The 16,201-nt window shown below is 71.6% G+C and carries 14 protein-coding genes; 3 read left to right on the top strand and 11 right to left on the bottom strand.

Annotation, left to right across the window (positions count from 1 at the left end; translation table 11 throughout):
- Window positions 1-25: 25 nt before the first annotated feature.
- The 5 genes from AC6EI4_RS03610 to AC6EI4_RS03630 form a co-directional block, all read right to left on the bottom strand.
- Window positions 26-1,117, bottom strand: coding sequence for a BMP family lipoprotein (locus AC6EI4_RS03610; RefSeq protein ID WP_498423477.1), 1,092 nt, complete (start codon window positions 1,115-1,117; stop codon window positions 26-28).
- A gap of 171 nt (window positions 1,118-1,288) precedes the next feature.
- Complete coding sequence (locus AC6EI4_RS03615; RefSeq protein ID WP_498423479.1) at window positions 1,289-2,500, bottom strand: amidohydrolase; 1,212 nt, start codon at window positions 2,498-2,500, stop codon at window positions 1,289-1,291.
- Window positions 2,501-2,576: 76 nt separating this feature from the next.
- The gene (meaB, locus tag AC6EI4_RS03620; protein ID WP_498423480.1) at window positions 2,577-3,578 is read right to left on the bottom strand and encodes a methylmalonyl Co-A mutase-associated GTPase MeaB; all 1,002 of its coding nucleotides are present in this window, start codon (window positions 3,576-3,578) and stop codon (window positions 2,577-2,579) included.
- Complete coding sequence (gene scpA, locus AC6EI4_RS03625) at window positions 3,578-5,767, bottom strand: methylmalonyl-CoA mutase (RefSeq protein ID WP_498423481.1); 2,190 nt, start codon at window positions 5,765-5,767, stop codon at window positions 3,578-3,580. Before scpA ends, meaB begins: the two co-directional genes overlap by 1 nt.
- Window positions 5,764-7,581 carry a methylmalonyl-CoA mutase family protein gene (locus AC6EI4_RS03630; protein WP_498450607.1) on the bottom strand — a complete coding sequence of 606 codons (1,818 nt, stop codon included), beginning with the start codon at window positions 7,579-7,581 and terminating at the stop codon, window positions 5,764-5,766. Before AC6EI4_RS03630 ends, scpA begins: the two co-directional genes overlap by 4 nt.
- Window positions 7,582-7,725: 144 nt before the next feature.
- Between AC6EI4_RS03630 and AC6EI4_RS03635 the strand changes: the two genes are divergently transcribed.
- Genes AC6EI4_RS03635 through AC6EI4_RS03645 form a run of 3 tightly spaced genes read left to right on the top strand, consistent with a single transcriptional unit; the run spans window position 7,726 to window position 11,167 of the window.
- Window positions 7,726-8,421: a succinate dehydrogenase cytochrome b subunit gene (locus AC6EI4_RS03635; RefSeq protein ID WP_498450608.1), complete on the top strand. Its 696-nt coding sequence runs from the start codon at window positions 7,726-7,728 to the stop codon at window positions 8,419-8,421.
- Window positions 8,422-8,435: 14 nt separating this feature from the next.
- On the top strand, window positions 8,436-10,427 hold the full coding sequence (locus AC6EI4_RS03640) for a fumarate reductase/succinate dehydrogenase flavoprotein subunit (protein ID WP_498423485.1): 1,992 nt from the start codon (window positions 8,436-8,438) through the stop codon (window positions 10,425-10,427).
- On the top strand, window positions 10,424-11,167 hold the full coding sequence (locus AC6EI4_RS03645; RefSeq protein WP_498423487.1) for a succinate dehydrogenase/fumarate reductase iron-sulfur subunit: 744 nt from the start codon (window positions 10,424-10,426) through the stop codon (window positions 11,165-11,167). The genes AC6EI4_RS03640 and AC6EI4_RS03645 overlap by 4 nt, the downstream gene beginning before the upstream one ends.
- A gap of 74 nt (window positions 11,168-11,241) precedes the next feature.
- Here the strand turns inward: AC6EI4_RS03645 and AC6EI4_RS03650 are convergent, their stop codons facing one another.
- The 6 genes from AC6EI4_RS03650 to AC6EI4_RS03675 all read right to left on the bottom strand — a co-directional run bounded on the left by AC6EI4_RS03650 (window position 11,242) and on the right by AC6EI4_RS03675 (window position 16,176).
- Window positions 11,242-11,478, bottom strand: coding sequence for an SCO4848 family membrane protein (locus tag AC6EI4_RS03650; RefSeq protein WP_498423488.1), 237 nt, complete (start codon window positions 11,476-11,478; stop codon window positions 11,242-11,244).
- A complete protein-coding gene (locus tag AC6EI4_RS03655) occupies window positions 11,475-12,533 on the bottom strand; it encodes a YhjD/YihY/BrkB family envelope integrity protein (protein WP_498450609.1) in 1,059 nt (352 codons plus the stop codon). Before AC6EI4_RS03655 ends, AC6EI4_RS03650 begins: the two co-directional genes overlap by 4 nt.
- Window positions 12,534-12,549: 16 nt before the next feature.
- Complete coding sequence (locus AC6EI4_RS03660; RefSeq protein WP_498423492.1) at window positions 12,550-13,077, bottom strand: 2'-5' RNA ligase family protein; 528 nt, start codon at window positions 13,075-13,077, stop codon at window positions 12,550-12,552.
- Between the two features lie 10 nt (window positions 13,078-13,087).
- The gene (gene trpS / locus AC6EI4_RS03665; protein WP_498423494.1) at window positions 13,088-14,167 is read right to left on the bottom strand and encodes a tryptophan--tRNA ligase; all 1,080 of its coding nucleotides are present in this window, start codon (window positions 14,165-14,167) and stop codon (window positions 13,088-13,090) included.
- Window positions 14,168-14,179: 12 nt separating this feature from the next.
- Complete coding sequence (locus tag AC6EI4_RS03670; protein WP_498450610.1) at window positions 14,180-14,863, bottom strand: hypothetical protein; 684 nt, start codon at window positions 14,861-14,863, stop codon at window positions 14,180-14,182.
- 62 nt (window positions 14,864-14,925) lie between these two features.
- Window positions 14,926-16,176, bottom strand: coding sequence for an MFS transporter (locus tag AC6EI4_RS03675; RefSeq protein ID WP_498450611.1), 1,251 nt, complete (start codon window positions 16,174-16,176; stop codon window positions 14,926-14,928).
- Window positions 16,177-16,201 lie beyond the last annotated feature (25 nt).

Consider the following 16,201-nt stretch of genomic DNA (forward strand, 5'->3'; position numbering starts at 1 on the left):
AGAGCCCGCAAGGTGGTGCGCACGATCAGGGTGCCGTGGGAACCTTGATCTCGCCGTTGGCGATCTTCTCGCTGTAGCCGTCGATCTGCTCGGCGATGTCGTCCACGAAGCCGCCGGAGGTCGAGTAGCCGACACCCTCCTTGGAGAGGTCGTACTTCACGAAGCCGTTGGGCACCTCGTCGTTGGCGACCGCCTGGGCGAAGTCGAAGACACCGGTGTCGATGCGCTTGAGCATCGAGGTCAGGATGTGCGCCTTCTGGTCGTCCGAGGCAGTGAGGTACTGGTCGGAGTCGACGCCGATGGCCCACTTGCCGTCCTGGCCGGCGACGGCCTGGAAGAGGCCGAGGCCCGACTTGCCGGCGGCGTGGTAGATCACGTCGACGCCCTTGTCGAGCATGCCCTCGGCAGCGGTGCGCGCACCGGGCGAGTTCTCGAAGCCGCCCTCACCGTCGTCCGGGTCCTGGGTCAGGTACTGGACCTCGACCTTCATCTGCGGGTCGACCGCCTTGACACCGGCGACGTAGCCGGCCTCGAAGCCCTTGATCAGGTCACCGGGCGTGCCGCCGATGAACCCGACGTGCTTGGCCTCGCTCTTGAGCGCGGCGGCCACGCCGACGAGGTAGGAGCCCTCGTTGTCCGCGAAGGTCAGGTCGGCCAGGTTGTCGGCCGGGGCGACCGAGCTGGCGAAGCCGTCGATGACGGCGAAGTTCGTGTCCGGGAACTCGGCGGCGACCTCGGCGGCGGCCGGCGAGTAGATGTAGCCGACGGCGATGATCGGGTTGAAGCCCTGCTCGGCCAGCGTCCGCAGGCGGTTGCCGCGGATGGTGTCGGTCTCGCCGGTGCCGGCCTCGGCCTCGACACAGGTGGCGTCGAGCTCCTCGACGGCCTTCTCCAGACCGGTGTAGGCGGCGTCGTTGAACGACTGGTCGCCACGGCCACCGACGTCGTAGGCGACGCCGATCTTGGGGCCGTCACCGTCGGCGGTCTTGCAGACCGCCTCGTCGCCACCCTTGGAGCCCTTGGCCTCCTTGGTGTCGTCGTCGCCGCCACCACCACAGCCGGTCAGTGCCAACGTGCTCGCCGCGACGACCAGCGTAATCCTGCGAAGCTTGCGCAAGACTCCTCCTCAGTTCCGTATCGGCTCCGCCAGCCGACGAAACCCGTGAGAACAGTAAGCCTCCCCGAGGCGTGTCCGCTGGCGGACCAGATGACTTGCAATAAACGTTACCGACCGGTTATCTTCCCCGGTCGTCCGCCCGCGTGGGGGGCTCTGACGTGGTGGCGCAGGTCACTGCCGAAGATCGGTTCCGACACCGGCCAGGCCCGCGTTCGCGAGCACTCGGGCGGCGATCGGGACGGCGCGCTCGTCGATGCGCAGGTCGCCTTGGTGCAGGTCGTAGGAGGCGCCCCCGGGGGTGCGGGTGCCGAGCCGGGCCATCGCGCCCGGGACCCGGTCGAGGTACCAGCCGAAGTCCTCGCCGCCCAGGCTCTGCTGGGTCGGCACGCGACCGGCTGCGCCGAGCACGAGCTCGACCGCATGGCCGAGCATCCGCGTCGAGTCGGGCTCGTTGACCACCGGCGGGACACCACGCTGGTAGGTCACCTCGGCGCTCACGCCGTAGGGCGCGATGATCTGGTCGACCGCCTCGCGCACCAGCCGCTCCGCCTCCCCCCAGGCCACGGCGTCGAGCATCCGCACCGTGCCGGAGACCCGCCCGGAGGCCGGGATGACGTTGCGTGCCGCACCGGCGCGCACCAGGCCCCAGACCACGCTCGCGCCGGCCCGGGGGTCCAGGCGTCGCGACAGGATGGCGGGGAGCTCGGTGACCAGCTTGCCGAGCGCGAAGGTGAGGTCCTCGGTCAGGTGGGGCCGCGAGGTGTGGCCGCCCTTGCCGCTGAGCCGCACGTCGACTGCGTCGGCTGCGCCGGTCAGTGGTCCCTCGCGCAGTCCCACCACGCCGACGTCGAGGCTGGGGTCGCAGTGCAGACCGAAGATCCGGTCGACGTCGTCGAGCCGGCCTTGGGCCAGCACGTCCAGGGCGCCGCCGGGCATCACCTCCTCGGCCGGCTGGAACACCAGCCGGACCCGTCCGGGCAGCAGGCCCGCGGCGTGGGTGGCGGCGAGCGCCAGCCCGGCGCCGAGCAGGCCGGTGACATGGACGTCGTGCCCGCAGGCGTGGGCGACACCGGGCACGGTGCTCGCCCACGGGTCCCCGGTGCGGTCCTCGACCGGCAGCGCGTCGAGGTCCGCGCGCAACGCGACCAGGGGGCCGCCGGTGCCGATGTCGGCGGTCAGGCCGCTGCGCGGCAGCAGCGAGACCTCGACCCCGGCCTTCTCGAGGCGCTCGGCCACCAGACGGGTCGTGCGCTCCTCGTGCCACGACAGCTCCGGGTGCGCGTGCAGGTCACGACGGAAGTCGATCAGCTCGTCGTGCAGGTCCCCGATGACGGCGTCGACCATCGCGGTCGCACCAGAGCGGATCGGGAAGAGGGCTGCCATCACCTCCCAGCCTAGTGACATGCAGGAGGCAAGGAGAAACCAACGGCGTGTGGCGATGACAACGCCGACCCGGCGGTCAGCCGTCGTAGGCCGCGAGGATCCGGTCCGCCGCCTCGGGGGCGGCCATCTCGCCGGCCAGCACGGCCCCGCGGATCTCCTCGCGCACCGCGGCCACCGCGGCCGAGCGCCGCAGCCGCTGGTCGAGCTCGTCACGGACCAGCGCCCAGGTGAACTCCAGCTGCTGGCCGGCCCGCTTGCGGGCCAGCCCCCGCTCCCCCAGGTGGTCGCGGTGCGCCAGCACCCGCTCCCAGAGCTCGGGGACGCCGGTGCCCTCCAGGGCCGAGCAGGTCACCACCGGCGGCGCCCACTCCCCCTTGCCGTGCACGAGCCGCAGCGCACCGGCCAGCTCACGGGCGGCCCCGCGCGCCTCGGCCTCGCGGTCGCCGTCCGCCTTGTTGACCGCGATCACGTCCGCGATCTCCAGGATGCCCTTCTTGATCCCCTGCAGCTGGTCGCCGGTGCGCGCCAGGGTCAGGAAGAGGAACGTGTCGACCATGCCGGCCACGGTCACCTCCGACTGGCCGACGCCGACGGTCTCGACGAGCACCACGTCGTAGCCGGCGGCCTCGAGCACGATCATCGCCTGGGTGGTCGCCCGGGCGACGCCGCCGAGCGTGCCGGCCGACGGCGAGGGGCGGATGTAGGCGTTCGGGTCCGCGCCCAGCCGGGCCATCCGGGTCTTGTCGCCGAGCACGGAGCCGCCGGTGCGTACCGAGGACGGGTCGACGGCGAGCACCCCGACCCGCTTGCCCGCCGCGGTCAGCTCGCTGCCCAGCGCCTCGATGAACGTGGACTTGCCGACCCCGGGCACCCCCGAGATGCCGACCCGGATCGCACCCCCGGCGTCCGGGGTGAGCTCCGCGAGGAGCTCACGCGCGGCGGCGCGGTGGTCGACGCGCGAGGACTCCACCAGGGTGATCGCCCGTGACACGTCGGCGCGGCGCCCCGCACGGATCCCCGTGCGGAGCGCTGCCACGTCGACGGCGCGCGAGCGCCGGGCGGGGCTGTCGCCCGCCATCAGTCCGCGAGCTGCGCAGACAGCTTCTCGAGCAGGTCGAGACCGGCCTCGGCGATGACCGTACCGGGCAGGAAGACCGCGGCGGCGCCCATGTCCTTGAGCGTCTGCACGTCGTCGGGCGGGATGACGCCGCCGATGACGATCATGATGTCCGGTCGGCCCTGCTCGGCCAGGGCTGCCTTCAACGCAGGCAGCAGCGTGAGGTGGCCGGCGGCCAGCGACGAGACCCCGACGATGTGCACGTCGGCGTCGATCGCCTGCTGCGCGACCTCCTCGGGGGTCGAGAAGAGCGGCCCCACGTCGACGTCGAAGCCCATGTCGGCGAAGGCGGTCACCACGACCTTCTGGCCGCGGTCGTGGCCGTCCTGGCCCATCTTGGCCACCAGGATGCGGGGGCGGCGGCCCTCCTGCTCCTCGAACTTGGCGGTCGCCTCCTGCACGGCGGCGAGCTTGCCGTCGCCGGCGTCGGAGGATGCGTCGCGGTACACGCCACTGATCGTACGGATCACCGCCTGGTGACGCCCGTAGACCTTCTCCAGCGCCTCGGAGATCTCCCCCACCGTCGCCTTCGCCCGGGCGGCGTCCACGGCCAGCTTGAGCAGGTTGCCGTCCAGCGAGCCACCCTCCTGGTGCCCGGCCGCGGCGGAGGCGGTCAGCGCGTCCAGGGTGCGGCGCACCTCGTCGTCGTCGCGCTCGGCACGCAGCCGCTCCAGCTTGGCGACCTGCTGGCGGTAGACGTCGTCGTTGTCGACGCGCAGCACGTCGAGCTTGTCCTCCGCGGCCGGGCGGTAGGTGTTGACCCCGATCACCTTCTGCGCCCCGGAGTCGATGCGCGCCTGGGTGCGCGCGGCGGCCTCCTCGATGCGCAGCTTCGGGATGCCCTGCTCGATCGCCTTCGCCATCCCGCCGGCGGCCTCGGCCTCCTGGATGTGCGCCCACGCCTTCTCGGCGAGGTCGTGGGTGAGCCGCTCCACGTAGTAGGAGCCGGCCCAGGGGTCGATGACCCCGGTGGTGCCCGACTCCTGCTGCAGCAGCAGCTGGGTGTTGCGCGCGATGCGGGCCGAGAAGTCGGTCGGCAGCGCGATCGCCTCGTCGAGGGCGTTGGTGTGCAGCGACTGGGTGTGGCCCTGAGTCGCGGCCATCGCCTCGATCGCGGTCCGCTGGACGTTGTTGAACACGTCCTGGGCGGTCAGCGACCACCCGGAGGTCTGGCTGTGGGTGCGCAGGCTCAGCGACTTGGGGTTCTTCGGGTCGAACTCGCGCACCAGCCGGGCCCACAGGGCGCGGGCCGCGCGCATCTTGGCGACCTCCATGAAGAAGTTCATCCCGATCGCCCAGAAGAAGCTCAGCCGGGGAGCGAACTTGTCGATGTCCAGGCCCGCGGCCAGCCCGGCCCGGATGTACTCGACACCGTCGGCGAGCGTGTAGGCGAGCTCGAGGTCGGCGGTCGCCCCGGCCTCCTGGATGTGGTAGCCGGAGATCGAGATCGAGTTGAAGCGCGGCATCTTCGCCGAGGTGTAGGCGAAGATGTCGGAGATGATCCGCATCGACGGCAGCGGCGGGTAGATGTAGGTGTTGCGGACCATGAACTCCTTGAGGATGTCGTTCTGGATGGTCCCCGTGAGCTGCTCCGGCTTCACCCCCTGCTCCTCGGCCGCCACGATGTAGAGGGCGAGGACCGGCAGCACCGCGCCGTTCATCGTCATCGACACCGACATCTCGTCGAGCGGGATGCCCTCGAAGAGGGTGCGCGCGTCGTAGATGGAGTCGATGGCCACGCCCGCCATGCCCACGTCGCCGCGCACCCGGGGGTGGTCGGAGTCGTAACCGCGGTGGGTGGCCAGGTCGAACGCGACGCTGAGCCCCTTCTGGCCGGCCGCGAGGTTGCGGCGGTAGAAGGCGTTGGACTCCTCCGCGGTCGAGAAGCCGGCGTACTGGCGCACGGTCCACGGCTGCGTGGTGTACATCGTCGGGTAGGGACCGCGCAGGAACGGGCTCAGGCCCGGCCAGGTGTCGAGGGCGTCCAGGCCCTCGAGGTGCTCGGGGCCGTAGACCGGCAGGATGTCGATGCCCTCCGGGGAGGGCCAGGGGGAGGTCCCCGGCTCGACGGCCGGCTTCTCCCCGGCCGAGCCGGTGACGGCCCGCTCACCCTCGAGCGGCAGACCCGCGAAGCTCTTCGGAATGCTCATGCCAGCTTGCCTCTCGTCCGGGTGAGGAACGCGAGCGCGTCCACCCCGATGGAACAACTGTCGTCGACCGCGAGCCCGTCTCCGACGGCCTCGGGCTTGCCTGCCAGGACCACCCAGCGGGCTCCGGCCTCGCGCAGCGCGGGCACCAGCTCGCCGGCCCAGGCGGCGTAGGTCTTGTCGGCGCCGGCCAGGCACACCACCGGCTGCCCGGCGTAGGCGGCCAGCACGTCGGCGACCCCCTGGGTCGCTCCGGCCTGCGCCACCCGGATGCCTCCGGCGGCGAACAGGTTGGTGGCGAAGGTGGCGCGTGCGGTGTGCGACGCGATCGTGCCCATCGTCGCCAGGAAGACCGGCGTGCTCGCCGGCTCGTCGCGCAGCGCCTCGAACGGCGCGGCGTAGCGGCGCACCGCGTCCGCGGCCGGGCTGGGCTGGCGCTCGGGCAGCACCTCGTCGAGGTTGGGGAACTCGCTGACGCCGGTGATCGGCCGCTTGCGGCGCGCGATGTCGGCGTCTCGCTTGGCCACCACCTCGTCGATGCGGGCGCGCAGGGACCCGTCGGCCAGCGCGGCCTCGATGCCGCCGGCCTCCTCGATGCGGCCGAGCTCCTCCCAGGCCGCGCGGGCCAGGTCGTCGGTCAGCTTCTCCACCGCGTAGGCACCACCGGCGGCGTCGGTCACCTTGGCCACGTGCGACTCCCAGATCAGCAGGGAGGAGGTGTTGCGCGCGATGCGCCGGCCGAACTCGTCGGGCACGCCGAGGGTCGAGTCGAAGGGCAGCACGGTGATCGCCTCGGCCCCGCCGATGCCGGCGGAGAAGGTCGCCACGGTGGTGCGCAGCATGTTGACCCAGGGGTCGTACTTGCTCATCATCGGGCGGCTGGTCACCACGTGCTGGCGCTGCCCGCCGGCGTCCGGGGACGCGCCGCTGAGCTCGGCCACCCGGGCCCACAGCCGGCGAGCGGCGCGGAGCTTGGCGATGGTGGGGAACTGCTCGTCGGTGGCGGCGTAGCGGAACTCGATCAGGCCGAGCGCCTCGTCGACGCCGATCCCGGCGGCCTCCAGGGCGCGCAGGTACGCCGCGCCGACGGCGAGGCTGTAACCGAGCTCCTGGCCGTCGGAGGCGCCGAGGTCGTGCACGGCGCTCGCGTCGACCACGAGCCCGAGCACACCGGCGCCGCGAGCGAGCTCCGCCGCGCGGGCGAGGACCGAGAGGTCGCCCGCACCGGTGCCGCGCAGAGCGGCGGCGACCGGGTCCACCCCCAGGTTCGTGCCCTCGGCCGGTTCCAGGCCGCGCTCGCGCAGTACGGCGACGAGCGCCTCGGCGGCGCCCAGCGGGTCGCCGGGGGCGTCGAGCACGACGGGCGCGAGGTCGAGCAGGACGCCGTCCAGGACGGTGCCCAGCTCGTCGGCGGACAGGCCCTCGCCGAGCGCGACCCACACCGAGGTGGCGCCGTTCTCGAGGTCGACCAGGACCGCCTCGTTGGCCGCCTTGGCCGACGGGCCGTCCACCTGGACGCGGATGTCCCACCCGGTCTCCGGGCGGGTCACCACCCGTCCACGGGTGAAGGGGGCCGCGCCCGCGTCGCCGAGGGCGGGCAGCCCCGCGGCCGTCTCGGCGGTCCCGATCGGGCCGACGGAGATCCCGTCGAGGGTCGTGCGGGAGAGCTTGTCCCACACTGCGGAATCGGGGTCATCGGTGCCCAGGCGTCCCGACTTGCGCAGCACGGCGGCGGCCAGCTTCTCCCACTCCGCCGCACTGTGCCGATCCTCGGGTGACGCCAGCGCGAGCCGGTCCTGCTCGGAGCCAGAGGTCATGGGTTCCACAATAGAACAGCCCTGCACAGCCTCCGCACGAGTCCGAGTCGTGGGGCCGACGGCCGGGGTGACCGGCGGGTAACAAGGCGTATGTCACACCGGCCCACGAGCGGGCACTCGACTAGTGGCGATACTGTGACCTACGTGGCAACCCCGACACTCGTAAAAAGCAGCCGGTCGACGCGCTCCACCGTGGCCCTGAAGATCCTGATGGCCGTCACCGGCCTCATCTTCATCGGCTACCTGCTGCTGCACATGTACGGCAACCTCAAGGTCTTCAACGGCGAGACGGCGTTCGACGAGTACGCCCATCACCTGCGGACCTTCGGGGAGCCGATGCTTCCCTACAGCGGTCTGCTGTGGGCGTTGCGCGTCGTGCTGATCCTCGCCCTCCTCGGGCACGCCTACTCGGCGTTCCACCTGTGGGCTCGGGCGAAGAAGGCGCGACCGAACAAGTACGTCATGAAGAAGGCCGTCGCGGCCACGCTCTCCTCGCGGATGATGCGCTGGGGCGGCGTCGCGCTGCTGCTCTTCGTGGTGTTCCACATCCTCCACCTGACCACGCACACCATCAATCCGGGCGGCAAGCACGACTCGCCGTACCTGAACGTGGTGGAGTCGTTCCAGGTGTGGTGGGTGACCGTCATCTACCTGCTGGCGCTGGTGGCGCTGGGGATGCACCTGCGCCACGGCGTGTGGAGCGCGGCCCAGACGCTCGGCTTCACCAACACCGCCCGTTCCCGCGCCCGCGCGAACTTCGCCGGGGTGGCCGTCGCGGTCATCATCGCCGGTGGCTTCGCCCTGGTGCCCCTGGCCGTCGTCTTCGGCCTCGTTGACTAAGGGTTATTCCAGCCATGACAACACTCAAGGACTCCGACCTCGTGTCTGATGCAGCCGGGTACTTCACCCTGGGCGAACCGATCTTCGACACCAAGGCACCCGCCGGGCCCCTGCCCGAGAAGTGGGACAAGCGCAAGTTCGAGGCGCGCCTGGTCAACCCGGCCAACCGCCGCAAGATGTCGGTGATCATCGTCGGCACCGGCCTGGCCGGCGGCGCGGCCGCCGCGACGCTCGGCGAGGCCGGCTACGTGGTCAAGTCGTTCTGCTACCAGGACTCCCCGCGCCGCGCGCACTCGATCGCCGCGCAGGGCGGCATCAACGCCGCCAAGAACTACAAGGAGGACGGCGACTCCATCGAGCGTCTCTTCTACGACACCGTCAAGGGCGGTGACTACCGCGCCCGGGAGACGAACGTCTACCGGCTGGCGGAGGAGAGCGTCAACATCATCGACCAGTGCGTCGCGCAGGGCGTCCCGTTCGCCCGCGAGTACGGCGGTCTGCTCGACAACCGCTCCTTCGGCGGCGTGCAGGTCTCGCGCACCTTCTACGCCCGCGGCCAGACCGGCCAGCAGCTGCTGATCGGGGCCTACCAGGCCCTCGAGCGCCAGGTGGCGGCCGGCACCGTCAAGGACTACACCCGCCACGAGATGCTCGAGCTGGTGATGGTCGACGGCAAGGCTCGCGGCATCATCGCGCGCGACATGGTGACCGGCGAGATCCAGACGCACCTCGCCGACGCCGTGGTGCTCGCCACCGGCGGCTACGGCAACGTCTTCTTCCTCTCCACCAACGCGATGGGCTCCAACGTCACCGCGTCCTGGCGGGCGCACCGCAAGGGCGCGCTGATGGCGAACCCCTGCTACACGCAGATCCACCCGACCTGCATCCCGGTCTCGGGCAGCCACCAGTCGAAGCTGACGCTGATGAGCGAGTCGCTGCGCAACGACGGACGGATCTGGGTGCCCAAGCGCGCCGAGGACTGCACCAAGGACCCGCGCGACATCCCCGAGGAGGACCGCGACTACTACCTGGAGCGGATCTACCCGGCCTTCGGCAACCTGGTGCCCCGCGACATCGCCTCGCGCCAGGCCAAGAACATGTGCGACGAGGGTCGCGGCGTCGGCCCGGAGGTCGACGGCGTGCGCCGCGGCGTCTACCTGGACTTCGCCGAGGCCATCGGCCGGCTGGGCAAGGCCGCCGTCGAGGCCAAGTACGGCAACCTCTTCGACATGTACGCCCGGATCACCGGTGAGGACCCCTACACCTCGCCGATGCGGATCTACCCGGCCGTGCACTACGTGATGGGCGGCCTGTGGGTCGACTACGACCTGCAGTCGAACATCCCGGGCCTGTTCGTGACCGGCGAGGCCAACTTCTCCGACCACGGCGCGAACCGCCTCGGCGCCTCGGCGCTGATGCAGGGCCTCGCCGACGGCTACTTCGTGCTGCCCAACACGATCCGCGACTACCTCGCGGACGCGCCGTTCCCCAAGGTCGACGAGAACCACCCCGCCGTCCTCGAGGCCCGCGCCTCGGTGGAGTCGCGGATCGCGCAGTTCCTCAACGCCAGCGGCACCCGCAGCGTCGACAGCTACCACCGCGAGCTCGGCAACATCATGTGGGAGTACTGCGGGATGGAGCGGACCGCGGAGGGCCTGAAGAAGGCCATCGGCCTGATCCAGGCGCTCAAGGAGGACTTCTGGAAGAACGTCAAGGTGCTCGGCACCGCCGACAGCCTCAACCAGTCGCTCGAGCGGGCCGGCCGCGTCGCCGACTTCATCGAGCTCGGTGAGCTGATGTGCATCGACGCGCTCAACCGGCGCGAGTCCTGCGGCGGCCACTTCCGCGCCGAGTCCCAGACCGAGGACGGCGAGGCGCTGCGCGACGACGAGCACTTCGCCTACGTCGCCGCCTGGGAGTGGGGCGGCGACGACGGCCAGCCCGTCCTGCACAAGGAAGACCTGGTCTACGAAGCCATCGAGATGAAGCAGCGGAGCTACAAGTGAGACTGACCCTCAACATCTGGCGCCAGGCCAACTCCTCGTCGCCGGGCAAGATGCACACCTACGCCCTCGACGAGGTCTCCGAGGACATGTCGTTCCTCGAGATGCTCGACGTGCTCAACGAGGACCTCAACGCCAAGGGCGAGGACCCGGTGGCCTTCGACTCCGACTGCCGCGAGGGCATCTGCGGCACCTGCGGGCTGATGATCAACGGCCAGGCTCACGGCCCGGAGGTCACCACGACCTGCCAGCTGCACATGCGCTCGTTCAAGGACGGCGACGAGATCACCATCGAACCCTGGCGCGCCGAGGCGTTCCCGGTGATCAAGGACCTCATCGTCGACCGTGGCGCGCTGGACCGGATGATCCAGCAGGGCGGCTACATCTCGGTGAACACCGGGGCGGCCCCCGAGGCGCACGCCACGCCGGTGCCGAAGAAGAACGCCGACCGGGCGTTCGACGTCGCCACCTGCATCGCCTGCGGCGCCTGCGTGGCCGCCTGCCCCAACGGCTCGGCCTCGCTGTTCCTCGGCGCGAAGATCACCCACCTCGGTGAGCTCCCGCAGGGACAGCCGGAGCGCGACACCCGCGTGGTGAAGATGGTCGCCCAGCACGACCACGAGGGATTCGGTGGCTGCACGAACATGGGCGAGTGCACCGCCGCGTGCCCCAAGGAGATCCCGCTCGACGTGATCTCCCAGCTCAACAAGGACCTGCGCACGGCCATGAAGCACGGCCTCTGAGCAGTCCCGCAGCAGACCAGAGCCGCCCGGAGTCCATGACTCCGGGCGGCTCTCGTCTTGGGTGCGGCGCCTGCTCAGGCAGAACGAGCCGAGCGGGTGGAGCGCCAGGCCTTGAGGCCCAGGGAGCCCAGCAGCCCGGCGATCACGAAGTTCACCACGATCAGGATGCTGTGCGCGACCCAGTACCCGCCTGCCCGGTCCTCCCCCGCCTGGTAGGCCTCGAGCAGGTTCTTGGCGAAGTTGCCGAACGAGAAGACGTTCCAGACGGCGACGGCCAGCAGCAGGATCGCGTGCTTGCGCTCGAACTTCACAGGGGTGGTTCCTTTCGACGGAGTACGGCGACCAGCGCCAGGGTCGCGGCCGCTCCGGCCGCGAAGATCCTGCCCCGCTCGGCCAGCGACGGCCGGCGAGGTCCGGGGAGCTTGCGCAGCTCGACCCGAGTGGCTGCGACGCGGGCGGCCTCGCGCTCGTGCTCCCTCTCCCGACGGTAGCGCGCCCGCTTCGCGGTGTGCGCCCAGGCGGCGGCCAGCAGCACGATCCGCGAGAAGTAGTTGATCCACACCACCACGATCAGGGCGATCCCGAAGGCCTGGAAGGCGGGCTCGCTGCGGGTGCTTGCCAGCAGCAGCCCGGACAGCTCCTTGAGCAGCTCGAAGCCGACAGCGCCGAGCAGGGCGCCCTTCCACAGCGCCACCCGGGGCGTTCGGGGCTCGGCCAGCAGCCGGAACAGCAGGAAGAACAGGAGCGCGCTCGCCGCGACCCCGACGACGATCGTCAGCACCATCAGCAGCGGCGCCAGCTCGCGGTCCAGGTCGACCAGCTCCAGGGCCTGCTCGGAGAAGCGCCGCACGAAGCTGGAGACGCTGACGCTCACGATCAGCGTCGTCCCGGTCACCACCAGCGTGAGCAGGTCGCGCAGCTTGCCCAGCGCGAAGTTGGGCTGGTCCCGGGCGGGCATCTCGAAGACCGTGAGCAGCCCGTTGCGCATCGCCGAGAGCCAGCCCAGCCCGGTGTAGAGACCGGCCACGAAGCCGACCAGCCCGACCGCACCGGCCGCGTCCTCGATGTCGGCCAGCGACACCTCGCCCTCGCCGTTGCCCAGGATCCCCGGCAGCACGTCGTTCAGGGCGCGGACCAGCTCGATGCGCAGGTCGGGGTAGATCCGGGACAGGAAGCCGACCACGAAGAACGAGAGCGCCAGGATCGGGAAGAACGACAGGAACCCGTAGTAGCCGATGCTGGCGGCCAGGATGTTGCCCTTCACCGCCGCGTAGTGCTGGCCCATCCGCACGGCGTGGTCCACCACGGGGCGCCGCAGCCGCGCGGTCCGCACCCAGCGGGAAGCGCGGCTGGCGAGGGCGCTCATCGCTCGCCGGAGCTGTTCAGCACGAGGTGACGGACGCCTGGAGGGGGAAGTCCTCGGTCGGGTGCCATCCCACCGCGTCCTCGTGCACGTAGAGGTGGAACTGGCGCGCCTCGAAGACGCACTCGAAGTCGGCCAGCTCCTTGAACGCCTGGTCCAGGGCGGCGTCGTCGAGGTGGTGCGCCACCGTCACGTGGGGGTGGTAGGGGAAGTCCAGGTCGACGGCCAGCGGCCCGCACCGTACGGCGAGCGCGAGCTGCTCGCACTCGGAGATGCCCTCGGCGACCATCACGAAGACCACCGGCGACACCGGGCGGAAGGTGCCGGTGCCGCGCAGCCGGACCTCGAAGGCGTGTCGACGCTCGGAGACGCCGCGCAGGTGGGCGACCACCGCGTCCAGGTCCTCGTCGGGCACCTCGGTGGGCGGGATCAGCGTGATGTGGGTCGGGATCTTCGCCGCGGTGGTGTCGCCGATCGAGGTGCGGTAGTCCTGGAGCTGCTGGGCCCAGGGCTCCGGCAGGGCAAGCGCTACTCCGATGGTGGGCACGCCGACGACCCTACTGTGCCGCGGGCGGCACGAAGCCGACCCGGTCGTAGACGTCGCGCAGCGTGGCCTCGGCCACCGCGCCGGCCCGCTCGGCGCCCTGGCGCAGGACCTTGTCGAGCTGCGCGCGGTCGTCGAGCAGCTCGAGGGTGCGGTCCCGGAAGGGCGTCACGAACTCGACGACGACCTCGGCGAGGTCCTTCTTGAGGTCTCCGTAGCCGTGCCCCTCGTACTGCTGCTCCAGGGCCTCCACCGGGCGCCCGGAGAGGGCGGAGTAGATCGTGAGCAGGTTGCTGACGCCGGGCTTGTGCTCGGGGTCGAAGCGGATCACCGCCTCGGAGTCGGTGACGGCCGACCTGATCTTCTTGGCGCTCACCCGCGGGTCGTCGAGCATGTCGATGATGCCGGCCGGCGACGACGCCGACTTCGACATCTTCGCGGTCGGCTCCTGCAGGTCGGTGATCTTGGCGGTCGACTTGAGGATGTAGGCCTCGGGCAGCCGGAACGTCTTCTTGTAGCGGTGGTTGAACCGCTGCGCGAGGTCGCGGGTCAGCTCGAGGTGCTGGCGCTGGTCCTCCCCCACCGGCACGTAGTGCGGCCGGTACAGCAGGATGTCGGCCGCCTGCAGGATCGGGTAGGTGAACAGCCCGACGCTGGCCGCCCCCTCGCCGCCCTTGGCGGACTTGTCCTTGAACTGGGTCATCCGCCGCGCCTCGCCGAACCCGGTCAGGCACTGCAGCACCCACCCCAGCTGGGCGTGCGCGGGCACCTGGCTCTGCACGAAGATCGCCGAGCGCTCGGGGTCCACCCCGGCGGCGATCAGCTGGGCGGCCGAGCGCAGGCAGCGCTCGCGCAGGACCTTGGGGTCCTGCTCCACGGTGATCGCGTGCAGGTCCGCGATGAAGAAGAACGGCTCGTACTCCTCCTGCAGGTCGACCCACTGGCGCACGGCACCCAGGTAGTTGCCGAAGTGGAAGGAGTCGGCCGTGGGCTGGATGCCGGAGAGCACCCGGGGGCGGGCTCCGCCGGCGCCCTGCTGAGGCGCCGCCTGGGTGGCGGTCTGGTCAGGCACGGGGGCAGCTGCGGTCGACATGCGGGAATTGTTTCATTCCCCCTCCGTCTCCGACGGGTCCGGGTACGACGGGCCGCGCAGGCGCCGCACCACGCCGTACTGACGCACGCCGGCGGGCTCGTGGCGCACCGGGTCGAAGCGGAGGTCCGGGTCGTCGTCGCCGGGCTCGGCGACCTCGAGGAACCCTCGCCGCGTCCAGGGGCCACCCGGACGCGAGGTGGACAGCTCGAAGCGCCGGAGGGCGCCGGCCGGTGACGCGGCGGGGGTCAGGGCGAGCAGCAGCGCCCCGGTGGCGGTCGAGACCGGCAGCAGCGAGCTGAGCGGCCCGTCCTCGAGGGCGCGACGCGGCACCAGCACGTGGCGTGTGGCCGGGCCGAGGCCGGTGCCCGCCACCAGCAGGTCCACCTCGCGCCCGGTGGCCGGGTCGGGGACGCGGATGGCGAGCCCCCAGATGTCGGGGACGGGCGCCGGCAGCCCCACCGCGCGCGAGATCCGGACCCGGCACGGGTGGGAGCCGGGACGGTCCAGCAGCGCGACGCCGGTCGGGCTGCCGGCGGCCTCGATCACCAGCGTCGCGTCGGCGACCTGGCCGCGCGGGTGCAGCGCCCTGCCCTGGGCGAGGCGTCCGCGCAGCGCTCCCAGCACCGTGAACGCCCCGCGCAGCCCGGCTCCGAGCAGGCGCGTGGGGGCGGTGACGTCGAGCGTGGGGCCGGTCATCGGGCGCTCCTGGGGTCGGTGTGGGTGCCGAGGGTGGTACCCCGCGCCCGTGCGGTCACACCTCAGGCGTGGCTGCGGCGCTCACGCTGGTGCAGCCAGGCGGAGACCAGCAGCACCAGCAGGCCCACCACCGACAGCCCCACACCCACCAGCGCGGGGGCCCGGTAGCCGAGCCCGGCGGCGATCACCAGCCCGCCCAGCCAGGCGCCCAGGGCGTTGGCGAGGTTGAGCGAGGCGTGGTTGAGGGCGGCGCCCAGGGTCTGGGCGTCCCCGGCGACGGCCATCAGTCGCAGCTGCAGGTTCACCACCAGCACCGAGCCGGCCACCGAGACCGCGAAGACCGCGCCGATGGCCCACCAGCCGAAGGGCGCCAGCAGCGCGAAGAGCAGCAGGACCAGGCCCATCGCCACCGACGACAGCAGCAGCGTGCGGAACACCGACCAGTCCGCGAGCTCGCCGCCCAGCCAGGTCCCGGCGGTCATCCCGAGGCCGAAGGCGAGCAGGAAGACCGGCACCGCGGAGGAGCCCAAGCCACCGACCTCGGTGATCGTCGGCGAGATGTAGGACAGCACCGCGAACATGCCGCCGAAGCCGACCGCGCCCACCCCCAGGGTCAGCCAGACCTGGGGCCTGGCCAGGGCGCCCAGCTCCCGGCGCCCGGTGGCGGCGCGGTCCCCGGTCACCGACGGCACGCACAGCAGCACCAGGAGCACGGTGAGCGCCCCGAGCACGGTCACCGCCCAGTACGCCGAGCGCCAGCCGAGGTGCTGGCCCATCCAGGTGGCGGCCGGCACCCCGGCGACGTTCGCCACCGACAGGCCCATCATCACCCCGGCCACCGCGCGTCCGCGCCGCTCGGGCGCGACCAGGCTGGCGGCCAGCAGGGAGGCCACCCCGAAGTAGGCGCCGTGCGGCAGGCCGGCGAGGAAGCGGGAGACGGCCAGCGACGCGAAGCCGGGCGCCAGCGCGCTCGCCGCGTTCCCCACCGCGAAGGCCGCCATCAGCCCGACCAGCACCCCGCGGCGCGGCAGCCTGGCCAAGAGGAACGCGAGCAACGGGGCCCCGACCACGACGCCCAGGGCGTACGCCGAGATCACGTGGCCGCTGGTCGGGATGGAGACCCCCACCCCGTCCGCGATCTCGGGGACCAGCCCCATCGTCACGAACTCGGTCGTGCCGATCGCGAACCCGCCGGTGGCCAGCGCGAGCAGGGCCAGCCCGAGGTGCCGCGTGCGCACCGGGGCGTCGCCCGCGAGGTGGTCACGGTCGTCGGGCGGGGCAGCGGTGGTCGAGGAGTGCACGATCTTGGACAACCACCGGCGCCGGGACGCTATTCCG

This window comes from Nocardioides sp. Z43_10 (genome assembly GCF_059766615.1).

Coding starts and splice junctions, on each gene's coding strand:
- AC6EI4_RS03640 (WP_498423485.1), top strand. CDS start 8,436: ATGACAACACTCAAGGACTCCGACCTCGTGTCTGATGCAGCCGGGTAC.
- trpS (WP_498423494.1), bottom strand. CDS start 14,167: ATGTCGACCGCAGCTGCCCCCGTGCCTGACCAGACCGCCACCCAGGCG.
- AC6EI4_RS03670 (WP_498450610.1), bottom strand. CDS start 14,863: ATGACCGGCCCCACGCTCGACGTCACCGCCCCCACGCGCCTGCTCGGA.
- AC6EI4_RS03630 (WP_498450607.1), bottom strand. CDS start 7,581: ATGACCTCTGGCTCCGAGCAGGACCGGCTCGCGCTGGCGTCACCCGAG.
- meaB (WP_498423480.1), bottom strand. CDS start 3,578: ATGGCGGGCGACAGCCCCGCCCGGCGCTCGCGCGCCGTCGACGTGGCA.
- AC6EI4_RS03655 (WP_498450609.1), bottom strand. CDS start 12,533: ATGAGCGCCCTCGCCAGCCGCGCTTCCCGCTGGGTGCGGACCGCGCGG.
- AC6EI4_RS03615 (WP_498423479.1), bottom strand. CDS start 2,500: ATGGCAGCCCTCTTCCCGATCCGCTCTGGTGCGACCGCGATGGTCGAC.
- scpA (WP_498423481.1), bottom strand. CDS start 5,767: ATGAGCATTCCGAAGAGCTTCGCGGGTCTGCCGCTCGAGGGTGAGCGG.